The sequence below is a fragment of the Methanimicrococcus stummii genome (assembly GCF_032594435.1).
Taxonomy (GTDB): domain Archaea; phylum Halobacteriota; class Methanosarcinia; order Methanosarcinales; family Methanosarcinaceae; genus Methanimicrococcus; species Methanimicrococcus stummii.
This window is the reverse complement of sequence record NZ_CP131062.1, coordinates 448,184-467,702: the sequence shown is the minus strand read 5'-3', so window position 1 is coordinate 467,702 and position 19,519 is coordinate 448,184. Positions and strand designations below refer to the sequence as shown.

The 19,519-nt window shown below is 44.7% G+C and carries 15 protein-coding genes; 3 read left to right on the top strand and 12 right to left on the bottom strand.

The window, feature by feature from the left end; genetic code table 11:
* The first annotated feature begins 250 nt into the window (after positions 1-250).
* On the top strand, positions 251-1,660 hold the full coding sequence (locus MmiEs2_RS02210) for an AIR synthase-related protein (protein ID WP_316559805.1): 1,410 nt from the start codon (positions 251-253) through the stop codon (positions 1,658-1,660).
* Here the strand turns inward: MmiEs2_RS02210 and MmiEs2_RS02205 are convergent.
* The 4 genes from MmiEs2_RS02205 to MmiEs2_RS02190 form a co-directional block, all read right to left on the bottom strand.
* The gene (locus MmiEs2_RS02205) at positions 1,655-2,320 is read right to left on the bottom strand and encodes a DUF4276 family protein (protein ID WP_316559804.1); all 666 of its coding nucleotides are present in this window, start codon (positions 2,318-2,320) and stop codon (positions 1,655-1,657) included. The genes MmiEs2_RS02210 and MmiEs2_RS02205 overlap by 6 nt on opposite strands.
* Positions 2,317-3,423: an AAA family ATPase gene (locus MmiEs2_RS02200; RefSeq protein ID WP_316559803.1), complete on the bottom strand. Its 1,107-nt coding sequence runs from the start codon at positions 3,421-3,423 to the stop codon at positions 2,317-2,319. The genes MmiEs2_RS02205 and MmiEs2_RS02200 overlap by 4 nt, the downstream gene beginning before the upstream one ends.
* Before the next feature lie 40 nt (positions 3,424-3,463).
* Positions 3,464-3,880 (bottom strand): nucleoside 2-deoxyribosyltransferase, encoded by a 417-nt coding sequence (locus tag MmiEs2_RS02195; RefSeq protein ID WP_316559802.1) that lies wholly within the window; start codon positions 3,878-3,880, stop codon positions 3,464-3,466.
* A gap of 658 nt (positions 3,881-4,538) precedes the next feature.
* A complete protein-coding gene (locus tag MmiEs2_RS02190) occupies positions 4,539-6,581 on the bottom strand; it encodes a heavy metal translocating P-type ATPase (protein WP_316559801.1) in 2,043 nt (680 codons plus the stop codon).
* Between the two features lie 542 nt (positions 6,582-7,123).
* On the opposite strand from MmiEs2_RS02190, the gene argC reads away from it, so the two are divergent.
* Together argC and argJ are read left to right on the top strand one after the other, a co-directional pair.
* Entirely contained in the window at positions 7,124-8,146 is a 1,023-nt protein-coding gene (gene argC, locus MmiEs2_RS02185; protein WP_316559800.1) for an N-acetyl-gamma-glutamyl-phosphate reductase, read from the top strand.
* 122 nt (positions 8,147-8,268) lie between these two features.
* A complete protein-coding gene (gene argJ, locus MmiEs2_RS02180; protein ID WP_316559799.1) occupies positions 8,269-9,489 on the top strand; it encodes a bifunctional ornithine acetyltransferase/N-acetylglutamate synthase in 1,221 nt (406 codons plus the stop codon).
* Positions 9,490-9,501: 12 nt separating this feature from the next.
* Here the strand turns inward: argJ and MmiEs2_RS02175 are convergent, their stop codons facing one another.
* The 8 genes from MmiEs2_RS02175 to hdrC all read right to left on the bottom strand — a co-directional run bounded on the left by MmiEs2_RS02175 (position 9,502) and on the right by hdrC (position 19,243).
* Entirely contained in the window at positions 9,502-9,993 is a 492-nt protein-coding gene (locus MmiEs2_RS02175; protein WP_316559798.1) for a DUF805 domain-containing protein, read from the bottom strand.
* A 272-nt stretch (positions 9,994-10,265) separates the two neighbouring features.
* Positions 10,266-11,030, bottom strand: a complete 765-nt coding sequence (locus MmiEs2_RS02170) for a sensor histidine kinase (protein ID WP_316559797.1) — start codon at positions 11,028-11,030, stop codon at positions 10,266-10,268.
* Positions 11,031-11,289: 259 nt separating this feature from the next.
* Positions 11,290-12,966 carry a molybdopterin-binding domain-containing protein gene (locus tag MmiEs2_RS02165; RefSeq protein WP_316559796.1) on the bottom strand — a complete coding sequence of 559 codons (1,677 nt, stop codon included), beginning with the start codon at positions 12,964-12,966 and terminating at the stop codon, positions 11,290-11,292.
* The gene (locus MmiEs2_RS02160) at positions 12,966-14,243 is read right to left on the bottom strand and encodes a Coenzyme F420 hydrogenase/dehydrogenase, beta subunit C-terminal domain (protein ID WP_316559795.1); all 1,278 of its coding nucleotides are present in this window, start codon (positions 14,241-14,243) and stop codon (positions 12,966-12,968) included. The genes MmiEs2_RS02165 and MmiEs2_RS02160 overlap by 1 nt, the downstream gene beginning before the upstream one ends.
* Positions 14,244-14,708 carry a hydrogenase iron-sulfur subunit gene (locus MmiEs2_RS02155; RefSeq protein WP_316559794.1) on the bottom strand — a complete coding sequence of 155 codons (465 nt, stop codon included), beginning with the start codon at positions 14,706-14,708 and terminating at the stop codon, positions 14,244-14,246.
* A complete protein-coding gene (locus tag MmiEs2_RS02150) occupies positions 14,708-17,734 on the bottom strand; it encodes an FAD-dependent oxidoreductase (RefSeq protein WP_316559793.1) in 3,027 nt (1,008 codons plus the stop codon). The genes MmiEs2_RS02155 and MmiEs2_RS02150 overlap by 1 nt, the downstream gene beginning before the upstream one ends.
* Before the next feature lie 2 nt (positions 17,735-17,736).
* Positions 17,737-18,678, bottom strand: a complete 942-nt coding sequence (gene hdrB / locus MmiEs2_RS02145) for a CoB--CoM heterodisulfide reductase subunit B (RefSeq protein ID WP_316559792.1) — start codon at positions 18,676-18,678, stop codon at positions 17,737-17,739.
* A gap of 40 nt (positions 18,679-18,718) precedes the next feature.
* On the bottom strand, positions 18,719-19,243 hold the full coding sequence (gene hdrC / locus MmiEs2_RS02140) for a CoB--CoM heterodisulfide reductase subunit C (protein ID WP_316559791.1): 525 nt from the start codon (positions 19,241-19,243) through the stop codon (positions 18,719-18,721).
* Positions 19,244-19,519: the final 276 nt, after the last annotated feature.

The following is a 19,519-nucleotide window of genomic DNA, read 5'->3' as shown; positions in this document are numbered from 1 at the left end:
AAAAGTTCACCCAACAAAAATGTATTCGAAAACAATTAAAATTGTAAAATTTAAAAGAGCCGAATAAAACAAAAACGATATTTTTTGAAATTTTGTGAGAGGCGCGGCAAAAAAGAATCATTAATAAATGAAAAGGGTATCAACATCACGTAAGAATTTTAACTTTTAAATTTTTAAATTTTTAAATTTTAATTTCATGAAAATTAATTTAATTTTTATGAAAAATTTCACGAATAAACGGACGGATAAAATGGATTTGGAAGGCTATGCCGCGCGGCTGATACAAAATAAGGAAAATGAAAAAACCGCGCAATCAAAATTAAAAGATAAAATCATTGAGCTGAAAAAGGTCGGCGAGTTGGAAGCGGCAGAGCTTACCGTGGCGATTTTTGAAGAAACGAAAGCCGCGATTTCCGTCAAGGGTGATGTTTTTGAGTATTACAAAAGCGGTGTTTCAATGGGCGAATTCGGGATAGGATCACGCGGCGCCGGCGATTTTTATGTTCATGAAAAAATCGGCCGTGTGATTGGAAAAACAACGGCCGTCTTGGATTCGTCAAATTTAGATGATTCCGGCGTCGTTTCTTTGAAGAATTATAAATCCGCCGGCGCGGCAAACGGTGAAAATGACGCGGAATATTTGGTTGTCACCGTCGACGGCATGCATTCCCGGCTCAGCGCGTTTCCGTTCCTGGCAGGGTTTCACGTTGCAAAAGCGGCGCTTCGCGACATTTACGTGATGGGCGCGGAACCTGCCGCGATGCTTTCAGACATTCACGTCGCCGATGACGGCGACGCTTCAATGATTTTCGATCATTTGGCCGGCATTTCAGCCGTTGCCGAGCTTTCAACGATTCCGCTTGTGACCGGAAGCACGCTTCGAATCGGCGGCGACATGGTCATCGGCAACCGGATGACGGGCTGCGTCGGCGCTGTCGGCGCCGTGAATGCTGCCGGCCTGACCGCGCGAAACAAAGCGAAAGCCGGCGATTTGATTTTAATGACCGAAGGAACCGGCGGCGGCACGGTGACGACGGCCGCGATTTATTCGGGATATGAAAAGGCGGACGCGGTTGTTGAAAAAACGCTGAACATTGATTTTCTCATCGCGGCGCAAGCGCTTTTGGATTCAAAAGAGAATTTGCATACGAAAATTCACGTCATGACGGACGTGACGAATGGCGGTGTTCGCGGCGATGCTTTTGAAATTTCAAAAGAAGCCGGTATCCGCCTTGTTTTTGATGACGGCGCGCTTGTTCAATGCGTCGAACCGACAATTTTGGAAATGTTTGAAAAACTGGAAATTGATTTCCGCGGCGTTTCAATCGATTCGCTGCTTGTCATTTGTCCGCCGGAAATCGCGGACAAGATTATTCAAACAATTGAAGCCGCCGGCGTTAAGATGTTTGTTGTCGGCCGCGTCGAAGAAAAACAAGCCGGCAAATTTGACACGGCGCTGCTCGTCAAAGACGGCGATTCCGTTGTTGAAAAAGAATTTAAGCCGATGTTTCGGGAAGCTGCTTACACCCCGCTGAAAAAAGTTATCGGCGAAAAAACGCCGCCGGATTTTGATGAAATGAAAAAGGAAATTGACACGGCGGCGGATGCGGCGATCGAAAAGAAAGACCGGTTTGTTGAGAAGATTCGAAAAAAATCATAATTTTTCTAATTTACAAATCCATTCATGAAAATGACAACATTCGTTTCGGAGTTTAGGTAAACCTATGACTTTTGCAACATTATTTCCAATCACTGGTTTTGCATATCCATAATCATTGAAATGAGACATAATTCGTTTAGAGGGAGCAGTGGTGGGACCATTGTCAATGTGTTCAGGTGTTCGATGTTGCGAGCGAATTAGATTCAAAGCACTAATTTTTGATAAATCTGCTGATTTTGTATAATGAGTGGAGAAAGCATTGACATCTGAAAATAACAAACTTTCAAATTCATGCAACATAAGATGAGGAAGGAAATTAGTTTTTCCAATATCAGTTGAAAACTCTGTTTCAATTCCTGTAATTCCATCATAGATATTTCCAGAAAAAGTGAGGGAAAAAGGAGCATCATTTGGGAAAGCATAATAATCAATCATGGAAGTAACCCATTCTCGAGGATGTTCATTACAAAGATTTAAAAGCTCTTTTCGAATTTTACTATAAGAACTAATACCGCCGCTAAACTTTCGAGTAGAAGTTCTTTTTGTTTCTGCAACTATGGGAATAACAGTAATATCATAAACTGATAAATGATCACGAAGCAACGAGGTAACAAATCTTTCTTCAGTTTGACCTTCACAATAGATATACAATCGTGTCATTCAGATGGCCTCCCACCAATTATATTTTTATTCCATAACTCACTCAATGAATAGTCATCTTCAAGCCAAATCTTTAATTCTTTGCTGTCCAACCGCCTAAAAACAGAAGAATTGTCAACCCTATCAACAACAATAATATCTTCTGCATTGAATTGATCAAGTAATTCAACAGATTGGGTTGAAATAATAATTTGTTTATTTTGTGAAACGGTTTGAATTAAACTTCCTAATGCTGCAATAGCCGCAGGATGAAGACCCAACTCAGGTTCGTCAATAATAATTGTTTCTGGTTGTAATTTTTCAGGTTGAAGCAATAAAACAGCTAAACATATGAAACGAATTGTTCCATCAGAAAGTTGAGAAACACCAAAAGGAATATCACTTTCCCAAGATTTCCATTCCAAATAAATAAGATCAGAATTGTGTCGAGACGGGACAAGAATAAAATCTTCAAAAAATGGAGCTATATATCTAATAAAGTTTACAATTTGTGTATAACTTTGTTTTTCCGTTTCATCCTGAGAATTCTTCAACCGATACAAAAAAGCCGCAATATTTCGAGCATTTGTTGTAAATTCAATGTTATCATTTATTCTGCATTGTTGTTTTACAGGAGCATTATTGCCTACATCATGAAAATGAAAAATTCGCCATTTTAAATTATTAAAGATAGGCTGAATAAAAGCATCAATATCAGTCCCAGTTCCTTTTTTCCAATTAGACTCAGTACCGCCCGCGGGAAGATAATAATTGCCAATAAGATTCCAATAGAAAGATTCTTCTTGAAAAATTAAATTATGATCAGAAGTGGGAATTAAAGAAAAATTATATCCATTATTCCCAAACCGAAATTCAACATTAATTTCTTCAGCCTTTTTATCTTTATAGGTATAAAGTAAAGAATTTCTGCCATTAACACCAACATAAACTTTTAGTTTTTCATCAATAATAGATTGTAGCATGTCAAATATTGAAATGAAATTAGATTTACCTGCCCCATTGCTACCGATAAGAACGTTTAAATTCTTAAGTTCGACTTTAGTAGCTTTTATGGATTTAAATCCGGATATTGAGATATTTGTTATCTGATTTTCGTTCAACATGCTTAAAATCACCCACTTTGATATTGACAAAGCATTTACATTAAATATATTTTTTCAAAACTTCTTTCAAATCATCAACATTATCCACAAAATCGCTCAATGTTTCCTGAATCATCAAATTAACGCGTTCATCGGGCGTTTGAATCCGGAAATCCGTTCGAATCCCGACAATCGGCTTTTTCTGAGCATAAGCATAACCGAGTTCCCAAGCGGTCCCGGAATCGACGTCAACGCCTTCTAAAACGGCGACAACGAGATCACTTTTTTGAAGCCCGCCGAAACAATTGTTAAAAATGCCGGATTGATTGCGGTCATTGCGCTGATCTTTATTGTCTTCCGCGTCTTCCTGCGGCAGAAAAACGGAAAAACCCATTTCAGTCATGATTTTTTGAAGATTTTTATTAAATTCGCGCTCGGCTTGTGAAAAAAGAGCGCCGGCTAAATAAATTGTTGTCATAACCGAAAAAAGAACTTGAAAAAATAAAAAGCTGATGATTTGAAAAATTAGAAAATCAAAAAATCACGAAACATCATTTTTCATAAATTTTCAAAAAAACGAACTCCGTTTTTATAAAATCAAAAATTATTTTGGATTTTACCGGAGTTCGGGTTTTATTAATTATTTCAAAACCGATGTTTCGGTTTCGCCGAAATAAAAGAAAATCCCAAATACGACCGCAACGCGAAATTTTGTGAGCGAAGCGAGCAAAATTGAGAGTTGCGGATTAATACAACGACAAAAATGAATTTTTAAAAAACCGTTTTGTTTTGAAAAATTTGAGAGAATATTGTGTTTTAATTAAAGTCGTGAGCAAATCTCCAACGTCTCCTAACACTTGCTTCGCTCGAGAAACACGCCGTTGGAGGCGGTTGTTTTGTTTTTTATTTCATTTTAATAAAACAAAACATCATTTTTCTTTAATTTTACGAAAAAACGAACTCCGTTTTTTGAGAATTAATTTTTGCTTTTAAGGTTTTATCGGGAGTTCGGGTTTGCCGAAAATTTATCAAAATTTGATGTTTGGGTTTGTAAAAATTAAAAAAGAAAGAATTGAAAAAAGAAAAAATGGAAGAAAAGTAAAATGAAAGAAAAAAATAAAATACAAAATGACATTTCACTCTTCATCCGCTGCAAATCGGCCGCATTTTGTCGGCATCGTATTTGAAACGATTTTGTCATTATTGACAGGAACCGGCGCTTCCGTTTCATTTTTGTTTTCATTTTTGTTTGCATTCTTATTTTTCTTGCTTTCATAATTTCTGTCGTAAAGCAGCGCCGCATTCAAAACGACAAGAACAGAACCGACGTTGTGAACAAGCGCACCTGTTACCGGCGTCAAATATCCCATGACCGAAAAATAAATCGCAATCGCATTGATGATCATCGAAAGGACGATGTTAAATTTAATCGTTTTAATCGTCGCATTTGAAAGCCGCTTCAAATACGGAATCTTTTCAATGTCATCGCCCATCAGCGCGATATCGGACGCTTCAATCGCGATGTCGCTTCCCATGCTGCCCATCGAAACCCCGACATCCGCTGTTTTCAGCGCGGGCGCGTCATTAACGCCGTCGCCGATCATACAAACAACGTGACCCGCATTTCTCAGTTTCTGAATTTCAGAAACCTTATCCGCCGGCAAAAGTTCGGAATGAACCTCCGTAATGCCGACTTTTGACGCGAAATAATCCGCCGTCTGTTTGTGATCGCCGGTCAGCAAAACGACGTTAGTGTTCATTTCCTTCAACTCGGCAACCATGTGCGCCGCCGCCGCGCGCAGCGTGTCGGAAAGCGCGACAACGCCGATGATTTTGCCGTCAGCCGCAATCAAAATAGAAGCTTTCCCCTGTTTTCTTAAAACTTCCGATTTCTTCGAAACAACATCGTCAATCACGATTCCGTTTTCCTCCAAAAATCCGAAATTGCCGCAAAAAACGGATTTGCCGTCAACGATTGAGCGAATGCCTTTTCCCGGAATCATTGAAAAATCGGAAGCTTCCGGCAAATGCAGCCCGCACTCTTTGGCGTGCACCGTCACCGCTTTTCCGAGAGGATGTTCGGAAAAAGATTCCGCGGCGGCCGTGAGCGCCAAAATATCGGATTCCGACAAATCAGAATCAAACGAAACAACATCACTGACTTCCAAATTGCCGTGCGTCAGCGTTCCGGTTTTATCAAACGCGATGCTGTCAACTTTTCCCATATTTTCAAGTGCTTCGCCGGATTTGATAATGACACCGTGCTTCGTCGCCTGCCCGATGGCCGCAATAATGGAAGTGGGCGTTGCCAGCACGAGCGCGCACGGACAAAAAACGACAAGAACAGTCACGGCGCGGACGAGCTCGCCGGTCCAAAGATAAGCCGCAACCGCAATCCCGAGCGCGATCGGAACAAGCCACGTCGCCCATTTGTCAACAATGCGCTGCATCGGCGCCTGATTATTTTCAGCTTCCTGAACCAGGCGAATCAATTTTTGAAGAGAAGAATCTTCGCCGACTTCGGTTGCGCGAATGTCGATGGCGCCGAAACGATTGATCGTGCCGCAAAAAACGCTGTCACCGGCAGTTTTATCAACGGGAAGAGATTCGCCGGTGATGATAGATTGATCGACGGAAGTGTTGCCGACAATGATTTCGCCGTCAACGGGAATGGTTTCGCCGGGAAGAACGCGAAGAATGTCGCCTTTTTGAATCGTTTCCGCCGGAATCATTTCTTCAGAAGACACACCGTTTTTCGTAATCAACCGGCGGCCTTGCGTCGGCGCCAAATTGATTAATTTCTTAATTCCCTTTTTGGAACGCTCGATGGTTTTTTCTTCCAAAATCGCGCCGATTGCCATGATAAAAGCCACTTCGCCGGCCGCGAAAACTTCGCCGATGTAAATAGACGCAATCATTGCAATCGTAATCAACAAAGCTGATGAAACCCAGCGCTGGTAAATGAGGCGCGTGAGCGCCAAATAAAGCATCGGATAACCGCAGATAATAACGGTAATCCAGCCGGGGTCGAGTGTGATTGTTTGATCAATCAAAGAGAAATAAAAACTCGGCGCCGACCCTGTTAAAAAGAAATAAAGACTCGGAATCAGGAAAACACCGCCGATTATTGTCATCGCGGTGCCGCTGAAAAAGTCAAACAGTTTTTTTGTAAACGACATGAAATATACTTCCTAAAACACAATAAACGATAGTTTAAAAGATAAAATAAAGTAAAACAGAGTTCATTTCAAAATTATATTAAGCTTACTGATTGCGATTTAATACAGAAATTCAAATTTGTAAGATTCAGTATAACAAAATTTTACAATATTACTAACAAAAACATCAAAAAATGAAAAACCGTAAAATCAAAAAACGATAAAACGAAAACAAGAGATGAAATTGAATGAAAAAACACGTCACACAAAACGAACAAAATCTCATAAAATCAAATGATGAACAAATGAGCAGAATACAATAATATATAATAAAACGAATAATTTTAAAAACAAATGAATTACAAAATTAAATGAATAGAAAATTAAAGGATTATAGAAAAAAACAAAAAAGAACAATCGAAAACAAAATTCAGAAAACAAATGATAAAAACAAACAAGAGTTTAAATCATTATAAAAGATTTATATATTCAAATTTCTTACTTCACATAAAATTGAAAACGGCAAACACGGATTGTTTTGCTGAAAGGAAACGGGAAAAAGAATGATTAAAGTCGGTATTGTCGGTGCTTCCGGTTACACGGGAGAAGAATTGCTGCGCCTCTTATCGGTTCATCCGTCAGCGGAAGTTGTTATCGCAACGGCTCGCGCGGCTGCCGGAAAGAAAGTTTCGTCGGTTCATGAAAATTTGAAAGGAATTTGTGATTTAACTTTTGAAGAGCCGGATTATGAAAAAATCAAAACGGAATGCGACATCGTTTTTATGGCGGTTCCTCACGGAACAGCAATGGATGCGGTTCCCGAGATATTAAAGGACAGCAAATGCAAAGTCATTGATTTGAGCGCGGACTACCGTCTCAAAACCGACGTTTTCGAAGAAGTTTACGCGATGAAACACAAAGCACCGATTGACGCGGTTTACGCGATTCCGGAAGTTCATCCGGAAGTCAATCATGATTTAAAAGACCGTCTCATCGCCAACCCCGGCTGCTTCCCGACAGGCGCAACGCTCGCCGCAGCGCCGCTTGCTGCCGCAGGACTTTTGAAATCCGTCATTTTCGATTCCAAAACGGGCGTGACAGGCGCCGGAAACACGCCGTCTGCGACATCGCATTACCCGAATTTGGCGGAAAATATCATTCCGTACAAATTAACGGCGCACCGCCACTTAGCGGAAATGGTTCAGGAAGTCTCCCGCCTCCAGCCGGGATTTGAAAACGTGTCTTTTACGCCGCACGTTATTCCCGTCGCGCGCGGCATTTTAACGACGGCGCACATTGAAACAACTGAAAAGCTGACAACCGCCGACGTTCGGAAAATTTATGAGGATTATTATGACGGCAAACCGTTCGTTCAATTCGCCGAAACCGTGCCGTCGCTTGCAAACGTTCGCGGTTCAAATTTCTGCCACATCGGAATGGAAGCGGACGCGCGCAATAACCGCGTCGTTGTTCTCTCCGCGATTGACAATTTGGTAAAAGGCGCATCGGGACAGGCGATTCAAAACATGAATTTGATTTGCGGCTTAAAGGAAACCGACGGACTTTGGTTTCCGGGATTGATTTAAACAGAATCCAATAGAAATAAACTGAAAAAAACAGAACAAAAACAACCAAAACAAAAACAAACAAAGCTATAAATGACAATCAAAATTAAAAAACAAAATAAAAAAACAAAGAGGGAAAAGAAATGATTCAGGAAATCAAAGGCGGCGTCTGCGCCGTTGACGGTGTCAAAGCTTTCGGCGTGAAAGAAAGCAAATACGGTCTTGCCGTTATTGTCGCCAAAGGAAATGCGGCCGGCGTTTATACAAAAAATAAAGTTGTCGCAGCGCCCGTTATTGTCACAAAAGAAAAGTTGGAGACAAACGGCGGCTATTTGGAAGCCGTTATTGCAAACAGCGGCAACGCCAATGCTTTTACCGGCGATGACGGTTTGAAAGACGCGAACGACATGGCGAACACGCTTGCCGAATGTTTGGATGTCGATCCGAAATACATCGCCGTTGCTTCAACCGGTGTCATCGGGCGCAAGCTTCACATTGACAAAATTAAAGACCAAATCGGCACCGTTTTTCCGAATTTGGATTCATCCGAGAAAGCAAATGCTGAAGCGATGAAAGCGATTATGACAACGGATTTGGTGCCGAAAGGCTTCGCCGTTGAAGCGCAGACGGCGAAAGGAAATTTCAGAGTCGGCGGCATCGCGAAAGGATCCGGCATGATTGAGCCGAATATGGGAACGATGCTTTCTTTCGTTTACACGGACGCGGAAATCAGCGCAAGTTTGCTTCAATCGGTTTTGGCGGAAGTCACCGACCGCACGTTTAACAGAATTGTCGTTGACGGCGACACCAGCACCAACGATATGTGTTTGGTGACGGCAACCGGAAAATCCGGCGTAAATGTGAATTTAAACGACGAAGCCGTTTATTCCGAATTTTTAAACGCTTTTGAAACCGTCATGAAAGAATTGGCGAAAATGATTGCCAAAGACGGCGAAGGCGCGACCAAGTTGATTGAATGCACTGTCACGGGCGCGTACTCCGAAGATGACGCGGTGTCGGCGGCAAAATCAATTGTCCGTTCACCGCTCGTCAAAACCGCGATTTTCGGAAACGACCCGAATTGGGGCAGAATTGTCGCCGCGGCCGGCTATTCCGGCGCGGATTTTGACCAGTCGGCGATTTCGCTTGACATTTCGGACGGCAGCAATCAAGTTTTCCTTGTGAAAGCCGGAAAAATTACCGAAAACGACAGCGGAACGCTTGAGAAATTAAAAGCGATCATGTCCGCCGAAACGATTTTCATTTCAATGGATCTCGGAACGGGATATTCGGAAACGGCAACGGCTTGGGGCTGCGATTTGACATACGATTACGTTAAGATTAATGCGGATTATACGACTTAAGAGATTGAAAAATTAATCTGTTTCAATCTCAATCTTTTTTTCAAATTCTTCTTCAAGAGAATTATCACCATATTTATTTGGTCCGATTTTCCCCGGTGTTAAAAGTAATATTATTTCAAATACAATCGGATAGATTAAACCGATTAAAGGAATCAAAACAAAAACGTATGATAAAAGCCACCAACCGGACATATTTAAATCATGAAGGCGGCGAATTTTTTGGCAAATATAAAAAACGAAAACGTAGATGAAAAAGACAACATATCCCATTACCAGCAAAACAATAAAAGACCATAAAATAAAAGATAAAATAGAACCGACGTTAATTTCAGCCAAATACTTTTCAAAAAACGGGTCAAAACCATAAACGACAACAAGCGGAAAAATAGACAATAACAATTGTAAAATGACTGCTTGAATGTATATTCCCCGATTTGCACGTCCTTTAGAAGTGTAATTTTCACCGAACCAGGAATAGAATTGAGTCATAATTTTTTCAGACATTAAAATAAATAAACAGAACACATTATAAAATAGTTTTGAGTTCATTTCATTTACATTTCTGCGTTCATTTACTCTTTCTTATCACATCCGTTCGCTTCGCGAACGTGGGGCCGCTACCTTACCGTTTCCGTTCTGCTGCTGCTGCCTTGCCGCTTGCCGCCGCTGCGCCGCGCGCGAGCCGCACCAATTTTTCAAAAAAGTAATCAAAAAACGACACGCGCTTTTCAAAAAAAATAATCGAAAAAACCTTTTTTTCAAAAAAAATAATAAAATTATGAAGACTGGGGCAAATCAATGCAGAAATATGTTCCGTTTTCTTTCGTGCTTTCGAACCGGACGGTGCCGCCTAAAATTTGTTCGCCGAGCAGGCGAACGCTGAACATGCCGATGCCGCGGTTTGCGCCTTTCGTTGAAAATTGCATATCAAAAAGTTGTTTTTGAATATCTTCGGAAATGAAAGCGTTGTTGTGAACCCAAAAACGAATCTTGTCGCCGTTCTTTTCCGCGCCGATTTTGACGGAACCGCCGTCATCGGTCGCTTCAATCGCGTTTTTGGTCATGTTGACTAAAATGCGAGATAAAAGAACTTTATCGGTGATGACGGTTTCATCGAGACCGTCAACGATTTCAATGTTTCGGCCTTTGGACGCGTTATGCATTTTTAATTTCAGCGCGGCGAGATTTAAAATTTCATGCGCCTTCGTCTCCTCCAAAACCGGATTGAACGTTTTGGTTTCCGCTCTTAAAAAGTCGCGGTGATACTCAATTTCTTCAATTAAAGAATGAGACAAAAAAAGCGCGTTTGCCGCGTATTTTTTTAATTTTTCGGGATCGTCGGACTCCGCCATCAATTCCAAAAAACCATGCAAGCCGCCGGCGGAATTTAAAATATCATGAAGAAAAACAAAAGCGTTTTGCTGCGTTTCATTAATGGAGCGAGACAGCTCGCAATAAGATGCAGCCGGCGCATCAAACAAATCATCCTCATTCGGCGTAAACGCGCGAGGAGCCGTACACTTTTTTGTATTCTGAGACATTCAACCCCGTCCGAAACAACAATAAATATTTTTAATTTCAACTAACAAAGGAAATGATATTATAAAAATATATCAAAAACGATTTACAAAAAAACAAATGCAATTGAAAAAAACAACATCGGTCAAAAAAATAAAAAACCGTTTAAAAATGATAAATAAAACTCAAAAAACAGAACTAAAACAAAATTCAATACAAAATTCAAATGAATAATTTCAAAACTTTAAAAATAGAAAAAAATAAAAAATGAATGTCCTCAAATTATTGAGGAACATCGCATTCTTTTGATTCCGAATCCGCCGGTTTTGTCGGCGTTTTGGCAATCTTAACATCCGTAATCGGCGCTCTTGCAAACGGCTGTTTTCTCATTGATAAAACATAACCGTCCGCCATCTGAGAAACTTTAAAGCGCGTCGTTTTTGTGACCTCGCCGCAGGCGCATGTCACGTCTGCCGTAAAGCCTTTCAAAAGCGCGGTTTCTTTAACCTGACAGCGGCTGATTTCAATATAATTATCGTTGTCCAAAACCCCATTCCAAAGGAACGGATTCGTCAGGTAAAGGTGTTTCACAGCGTTTGCGCCTTCCGTATCGGACGCAGAAACAAACGAATCCGGCTCGGAGAAGCTGCTGAATGTCGCCTTTAAATCCGGCAACTTGCCAGAAACTTTTTGAATTTCCGGCGCGGACTTCTTTTCGGGAACAGTAATCTTGTATTCGTCTTCTGTTGCGCCGAGCATTTCAACAACTTCAGCGTGAACGGTGTCGAAATCAAGCGCGGAGCCGCCGAGCGCTTCCAAAACAGAAGAGAGCGCGTTAAAGCCTGTCAGCGGCATGTCTCCGGCTGCGGCCGTAATCGGAATGAGGCGGCCTTCGACATTCATTACGGAACCTTTCTTTTTGTAAATCGGCTCGGTCGCAACAACGATGTCGGCAGCGCCGCAGGCAACCGTATCGCGTGATGAAATAACAATCGCGTGCTCCAAATTCTTGAACGTTTCTTTGATATTGTCATTGAAACAAATGTCAATCAAATCGGAATCCAAACAAACCAGCACTTTCAAGTCGCCGGTTTCCATTTTGGAAACGATGTCGTCAAACGATTGCTGTTTGGTGTGCTTTGACAAATATCCGGCACCGGTCGCGTTCATAAACGGACGCATGAAAAGGAAATCAGATTTGCCGCCCGCGATTTCAACGAGTTCCGCCAAACGCTTCGCATAAGTGTAAGGCGTCAAGTCGGAAATGATAACGGTGTCCGCATCAGGCGCAAATTCCTTTACATCGTAAAGACTCGTGTTCGGCTCGACCGCCACGTTTTGTGTCGCAATCGCCAACTCTTTCAAACCGAAAGAAACGATTTCAGCGCCCTTTTCTTTGGCGTGCACTAAACGTCTGATCAAAAGCGGATAAGAGACGTACGGGTCAACGAAAAGATAAATTTTCTTCGCGGATTCGACATCTTCATACGTTGTGCCGCGGCCCGTGTAAGCATGCAGCTTTCCGATTTCTTTGAAAAGGCCGGTCATTCCGGTGCTGACCGGAACGCCTAATTTTTCGCCGATTTTCATCAGCGCCAAATGCTCTTCGTTCGTCGTTCCGCCGACGGAAAGGAGCGCAATTTCGGAAGGCTTCGCGCCTTTCAGCGCTTCAGCAACCTTTGCAACCGCATCTTCCGTTGAAACCGGACTGCCTCTCACGCTTGAGACGGCGGGACAATAATTGTTCGCCAAATTCACGCCGAAGCGGCAGAGTTTTCCCTGATTGACGGGAGACGCTTTTCTGTAATCAATGTTTAAAATCGACGCGCCGCAAGAAGTTCCGGTTTGAACGGCTTTCGTTTCAAGTTCTCTCATGAAAACACCGCAACCGAAGCCGCAGCCGTAACAGACCGTCGAATAAACATTTTCCTTAAATTTCGGATCAATAATGTCAGTCATTACTGCACCTCCTCTAATTTGATTTCAAAGAAAGGCGGCGTTCTGTCGTCCATTCCGGTCACATAATTCAATTCGTCTTGCATGGGGTTTGCGAACTTTCTGTAAAGTCTTGCCAGCGGAATGTCAGCCGGGCAGACATCGGAACACTGACCGCATCCGACGCACGAATCCATCAAGTGCAAAAAGCGAACCATGTGGAACAATGAAATATCGTAATTGTCGACCGGATCATTGAAAGCCGTACATTTGGCTTCCGTTCCGCAAGCGCACGGCGGACAAACGGTTTGGCACGCGCCGCAGCCGATACAGTTGACAAGTTCTTTCTTGAAATCTTCAAGCGTTTGGCTGTGAAGCGGCACGAAAACTTCTTCTTTGGTTTTCGCGGACATTTTTAACATAATGCCGTTGACTTTTCCGCGCGCCTCAGCCGCGGGCTCACTTGCTTCTTTGACTTCGGCGTAGCCGCCGTCAACCGCGTTTCTTAAAAACTCGGCGCCTTTTTCAGTCATGACTTCAACGAAAGTGCCTTTACCGGCGTAATCGGGCATAACGCCCCAGTTGCCGCAAGCCAAATCGGAGTTGGTCGCAATCTTGACAACACAGTAGCGGCAGTTTTCACGGCGGCCGTTGTCTTCTTCTTCCAATTCGTCAATCGACTGCGCGTGGTGTTCGCCGTCAGTTGTTTCTAAAATCAGTTTACCTTTCTCGATTTCTTCGGCGCGGACATCGTCGGGATTTACGCCGTAGACTTCTTCGGTCACTTTTCGAATCTTGTACGGCATCATTGTGCCGCCGCAGTTGAGACCGATTGTGAAGATTTTATCCAAATCAATCATATTGCGTTTGTTTTGTTCGCGAATGCCGCGCATGTCGCATGGTTTGACGGCGAGCGCAATCGTCGCGTCATTTTGGAACTGGCGCAAGTATTTCGTCGGATTTGAAATCAGCATGTGCATGGAACCGGCCGATGCGTAAACATCTTCAACGTCGGACGTTAAAACCGGAACGGCTTCATACTGACTGGACTTTTTAAGAACAACAACGTGTTCGACCAATCCTTTTTCAAGCGCGCCGGCCAAAACGGATGTGACCAAACCGCCGGATCCGCCTTCCTTTCGAATTTCGTCGCGAACGGACCAGCCGATGTATTTTCCGCCGACAACGATATCGGATCCTTTCAAAAGATCGCCAACTGTTGACGGTGCCGGAGGCTTCTTTTCAGGCGGCTTGCCTGCCGGCGGCGCTCCTGCCGGTGCGGTGTTTTCGGGTGCCGACATTTAAGCCACCCCCTCTTTTCGAAGGGGACTCGGGCCTAAGGCCGCCACCTTCTCCACCATTTCATTCACAAATTCAGCGAACTGCTGACCTTCGGATGCTGAAATCCAGCGAAGGATCAGGCGTTCGTCTTCGAGGCCCATTTCATTGAGCATCTCTTTCACGAATTTGTATTTCACAAGCGTTTTGTCATTGCCGTTGACGTAGTGACAGTCGCCGATGTGGCAGCCTGTAATCAAAACGCCGTCGGCGCCTTCCAAAAAGGCGGTGTAAATGTGAACCGGATCCACACGACTGGAACACATCACACGAACGACACGGACATTTGTCGGCTGCTGGAAACGGGCGACACCCGCACCGTCGGCACCGGCGTAAGAACACCAGTTGCAGCAGAACATTACAATTTTGGGCGTAAATTCGCCGGAAGAGGCACAGCTGCTCTCGGCGGTTGTTTTAACCTCAGACATCAGTTCACCTCCTCTTCGAAATAGAACACACTCTTGACCTGGGAAAGCAATTGAACATTGTCAAAGTGTGACTGGTCAATCGCGCCTGTCGGACAGGACATCGCGCAGCAGCCGCATCCTTTGCAGGCTGCCGGATTAATCACGGAACGGATCGCTTTAAAGGACAATCCTTTTTGCGTCACCACTTTTTCTTCAAGCGTAATCGCGTGATACGGGCAGACATCTTTACAGGCGCCGCAGCCGACACAAACCGCTTCGTCAACGGAAGAGAGTTCGGCCGGAGACAAAAGCGCGTCTCTGGAAAGAATCGTGCAGGCACGAGATGCTGCCGCTTGCGCTTGGGACACAGATTCCTCGAACAATTTCGGGAACTGCGCGAGACCGCAAACGAAAACACCGTCCGTTCCGAAGTCAACCGGTCTGAGTTTCGGGTGAACTTCCATGAAGAAACCGTCTCTTGTGAGTGGAACTTTCATCATCGGACCGACGTCGCGGTTGCCTTCTTCGGCGACGGTTGCCGCGCTGATGACAACGCAATCGGCGTCCAGCTTGAAATGCAGATTGAGGGTGCGGTCGTGAACGGCGACCGTGTTTCCGGAAACTTCCGGCGGTTCGTCCTTGTCGTACATCATGAAATGAACGCCGAGTTCGCGGGCTTTGGTGTATTCTTCCTCGTACATGCCGTAGGTGCGGATGTCGCGGTAAAGAACATAAATTTCCGCGTCCGGATTCTGTTCCTTGTATTGAATCGCGTTTCTGACCGTGTTGGTACAGCAGATTCTGGAACAGTACGGGCGTTCATTGTTTCTGCTGCCGGCGCATTGAATGAAAACGACATTCTTAAAGCCGTTTTCTTTCTTGTCAATGGCTTCCTTGAATTCAAGCTGCGTCTTGACAATCGGATTTTCCTGATAACCGAAAAGTCCGGGCTGCTTCAATTCGTGCGCGCCTGTCGCGATAATGATGATACCGAAATCCAAAACTTTGTCTTCTTTGCCGTCGGTGATGATTTTGCCTTTGAAATTGCCGACAGAACCGCTGACGTCTTCCATCACCGAATTATAGTGAATGTGAATCTTGTCATTGGATTTCGCTTTTTCAACAATGGCTTCAAGCTTTGATTTGTAGCTTTCGAGATTTTTGAGATTGCCGCCGAGGTCGCCGGTTTTCTCAATCAAATCCACTTCATAGCCGTTTTCGGCAAGTTCGTTTGCGGCCGTGAGACCGGAAACGCCGCCGCCGAGGATGACCGCGTTGTGAACAAGCGGCAGGGACTGGCTGTAAAGCGGTGTGTAATACTTGACTTTGCCGATGGCCTGGCGCACCAAGTCTTTGGCTTTGTGCGTTGCTTTTTCCGGCTCGTCATGGTGAATCCAGGAGCAGTGTTCGCGAATGTTCGCAAATTCGAAAAGCCACGGGTTGAGACCGGCTTCCTGACAGGTTTGCTGGAAAAGCGGCTCGTGCGTTCTCGGCGTGCAGGCCGCGACGACGAAACGGTTGAGCTTGTGGTCCTGAATCATGTCAAAAATGCGGCTTTGCGTGTCGTCCGCGCAGGAATACATTTCTTCGACCGCAATGACGACATTGGGCAATGTTTTCGCGTACTCGACGACAGCCGGAACATCGACAACGCCGCCGATGTTTGTTCCGCAGCGGCAGACAATGACACCGATGCGCGGTTCATCGCCGATCGGATTTTCCGGCGGAATTTCAACAATCGTTTCCAGGCTCTTTCGAACTTCGTTCAAAAGCGCGCCGGCTTTAGATGCGGCGCCGCTGGCTTGCGCGACAGATTCCGGAATGTCTTTCGGACCCTGCGCAACGCCGGCCGTAAAGATGCCGGAGCGACTGGTTTCGGTCGGCGATTCGAGATCGGTTTTGACAAAACCGTATTTGTCAAGTTCGATTCCGAGTGTCTTGGCAAGCGCTGCCGAAGATTTCGGCGCTTCCAAACCGACGGAGAGAACGACCAAATCGAATTCTTCGTGAAGAACTTCGCTTTCGGGGCCTTCATATCTGAGAGAAAGCGCGCCGTCGTTTTTGACATCAACGCCGGACGGGCGGGAGTTAATGAAACGAACGCCGTCGTCCTGAGCGCGAAGCGCGAATTCTTCGTAGCCTTTGCCGAACGTTCTGAGATCGATGTTAAAGATGGCCACATCCACTTCGGGGTGGTGATCTTTAATCAAACGGGACTGCTTGACCGCATAGGTACAGCAGACGGAAGAGCAGTACGCTCTGTTAATTTCAGGGTTTCGTGATCCGACGCACTGAATGAAAGCAATCTTTTGCGGAAGCTCGCCTTTGGAAGTCTGAATGTGACCGGCGAACGGACCGGATGCGTTGGTGTATCTTTCAAACTGAAGCGCTGTCACGACATCGGGGTGGTCGAAGCGGTAGGCTTCCAAAATCGTCGGATTGAAAGCTTCAAATCCGGTTGCCATGATGACCGCGCCGACTTCGACGTCCTCGAATTCGTCGGCAAGCTCGTAGTTGATTGCGCCGCGCTGACAAACTTTCGCGCAGTTGCCGCACTTGCCGTTTTTGAGCATGAGACAGTTGTCGGGGTCAATCGTAACGACTTTCGGAATCGCCTGCGGGAATTGGAAATAAATAGCTTTTCTCTTCGCGAGGCCTTCTTCAAATTCGTCGTCAACTTTCTTCGGGCATTTTGCCAAACAATCACCGCAGCCGACGCATTTGTCAACGTCGATGAAGCGAGATTTCTTTTTAACGGTTAATGTAAAATTGCCGACATCACCGGAAAGCCCGGTGACTTCGGAATATGTCATTAATTTGATATCGGGGTGGCGGCTGGCTTCCACGAGTTTCGGAGACAGAATACAAGCGGAACAGTCCAATGTCGGGAATGTTTTGTCAAGCTGCGCCATAACGCCGCCGATAGACGGCTTGGATTCGATTAAATAAACACGGTAACCACTGTTCGCCAAGTCAAGGGCAGACTGAACGCCGGCAATACCGCCGCCGATAACGGCGACTGCGCCGACAGCATTTGTATTTGCCATATTTAAGCCTCCTTTGCTTTCTCTTGAAGCGCGATAATTTTCTCTTCAAAAGCAGGGTTGGTTGTCATGTTCATTTGAATGCCGAGTTCCTGGGGCGTGTAGCCGAAAGCAAGACCGAGCAGCTGTGAGTAGTGCAAAACCGGAATGTGATAATCTTTGCCGTCCTTGTTAAGCTGCACCTGACCGGAATCAAACTGCAAATGGCAGAACGGACAGGCATCGACAATGCAGTCGAATTCGTCTTTCTGAAGGACCGCTAATTTCTTCTCGGTCATTTTAAGCGTTGTATCCAGGAAAGCGGAACGTGCGCCGCCGCCTGCGCCGCAGCACATCATCTTCTCTTCGTAGTCAACGCTTTTTGCGCCGGTCGCGTCCACAAGCGCATCGAAGAAGCGCGGATTTTCGGCGCTGCCGAGTCCTTCTTTTTCCTTGGACGGGCGAATCAAGTGGCAGCCGTAGTGAACGGCAACTTTAATGCCGTCAAGCGGAACAGTGACTTTTTCTTTGATTGTTTCGGGTCCGACATCTTTTTCGAGGAATTCGATGATGTGGCGGACTTTTGCGTTTCCTTTATATTCCAAACCGACTTCGCCGAGTTTTTCATTGACTTTGGCTTTGTAATCGGGATCGTGCATCAGCGTGAGGTTCGCTTCGCCGAGTGAGCCGTAGCAGCCGTTGCAGATGGTTAATAAATCCATTCCCATCTGTTCGGAAAGAACCACATTGCGGCTGGCCATTGTGAGCCAGGTGGTTTTGTCAAATGACTTGAAAACGCCGGGTGCCGGACAGCAGGAAGCGCCTTCAAGTTCGTGAAGGTCAACGCCTAAATCTTTCATGACCTTGCGGCTGGCAAGCTCGATTCCCGGGTAGCGGTTTGGAGCAACGCAGCCGAGGAACAAAGAAAGGCTTTGAGTTTTTCCCTGTTTTTCAGATTCTGTAGACATTTCTTGATAACTCCTGATAAATTTCATGCGGTTTTTCCGCTTACTCCTTTTGCGTCAGCGTGTCAAATTCGCAGGCTTTCAAAAGCTTTCGGACTTGTTCGTACGCTTCGGGATACATGTGAACGGTCGGCGGAACTTCCGAAAGGCCGAGTTCGAGTCTTTTCTTTTTGTTGGAATCGTTAATCGGCACCGCGTGTCCTGTGTCAAGAACGAAATGCGCGACTTCGCGGTGGGGTTCTAACATAATTCCTTCGTGAACGGCCATTGTGCGCATGCGAAGAAGCGTATCGACATTCAAAACGCCTTCGGGGCATCTTTCCTGGCATTTGTAGCAGGTTGTGCAGTACCACAAGTATTCGTCTTTTAAAATGCGGTCTTTCATACCGAGCCCGGCCATGCGGATATATTTCTTAATGTCGAATTGTTTTTCAATATCCTTCATGGGACATCCGGTGGAACATCCGTTGCAGTTAAAGCACAACAGGATTTTGTCCATCCCTTTTTCTTGGGTAAGCTCTGAAAAGAAGCTCTTATCAATTTCAGATGAACTGACTGGATCTGTCATGAAATATTCCCTCTCATATTATTTTAGATAGAATTAATGGTTTAAACAATAAATCAAAAAAATCAAACCGAGGTCGAAAGCGATGCCGAAAAATGAATGATGAATGCGCTGACAGGCAAACATCAAAATACGGGCGCATAAGACGCGGCTTGAAAAAACTCCGCAAGAGACGTGCACGAAAATTGCGCGAGTTATGTAATGATAAATTATGAACATACACAAAAATATGAAATCCTATATAAAGTCTGCCGTTAAGCGTGAAAAGGTTTACAATTA

What these genes read in the sequence shown, in the direction of transcription:
- MmiEs2_RS02205 (WP_316559804.1), bottom strand. Translation starts at nt 2,320, where the DNA reads ATGACACGATTGTATATCTATTGTGAAGGTCAAACTGAAGAAAGATTT.
- MmiEs2_RS02165 (WP_316559796.1), bottom strand. Translation starts at nt 12,966, where the DNA reads ATGACTGACATTATTGATCCGAAATTTAAGGAAAATGTTTATTCGACG.
- MmiEs2_RS02155 (WP_316559794.1), bottom strand. Translation starts at nt 14,708, where the DNA reads ATGTCTGAGGTTAAAACAACCGCCGAGAGCAGCTGTGCCTCTTCCGGC.
- MmiEs2_RS02150 (WP_316559793.1), bottom strand. Translation starts at nt 17,734, where the DNA reads ATGGCAAATACAAATGCTGTCGGCGCAGTCGCCGTTATCGGCGGCGGT.
- MmiEs2_RS02210 (WP_316559805.1), top strand. Translation starts at nt 251, where the DNA reads ATGGATTTGGAAGGCTATGCCGCGCGGCTGATACAAAATAAGGAAAAT.
- argC (WP_316559800.1), top strand. Translation starts at nt 7,124, where the DNA reads ATGATTAAAGTCGGTATTGTCGGTGCTTCCGGTTACACGGGAGAAGAA.
- MmiEs2_RS02170 (WP_316559797.1), bottom strand. Translation starts at nt 11,030, where the DNA reads ATGTCTCAGAATACAAAAAAGTGTACGGCTCCTCGCGCGTTTACGCCG.
- MmiEs2_RS02175 (WP_316559798.1), bottom strand. Translation starts at nt 9,993, where the DNA reads ATGTCTGAAAAAATTATGACTCAATTCTATTCCTGGTTCGGTGAAAAT.
- hdrB (WP_316559792.1), bottom strand. Translation starts at nt 18,678, where the DNA reads ATGTCTACAGAATCTGAAAAACAGGGAAAAACTCAAAGCCTTTCTTTG.
- MmiEs2_RS02195 (WP_316559802.1), bottom strand. Translation starts at nt 3,880, where the DNA reads ATGACAACAATTTATTTAGCCGGCGCTCTTTTTTCACAAGCCGAGCGC.
- hdrC (WP_316559791.1), bottom strand. Translation starts at nt 19,243, where the DNA reads ATGACAGATCCAGTCAGTTCATCTGAAATTGATAAGAGCTTCTTTTCA.
- MmiEs2_RS02160 (WP_316559795.1), bottom strand. Translation starts at nt 14,243, where the DNA reads ATGTCGGCACCCGAAAACACCGCACCGGCAGGAGCGCCGCCGGCAGGC.
- MmiEs2_RS02200 (WP_316559803.1), bottom strand. Translation starts at nt 3,423, where the DNA reads ATGTTGAACGAAAATCAGATAACAAATATCTCAATATCCGGATTTAAA.
- MmiEs2_RS02190 (WP_316559801.1), bottom strand. Translation starts at nt 6,581, where the DNA reads ATGTCGTTTACAAAAAAACTGTTTGACTTTTTCAGCGGCACCGCGATG.
- argJ (WP_316559799.1), top strand. Translation starts at nt 8,269, where the DNA reads ATGATTCAGGAAATCAAAGGCGGCGTCTGCGCCGTTGACGGTGTCAAA.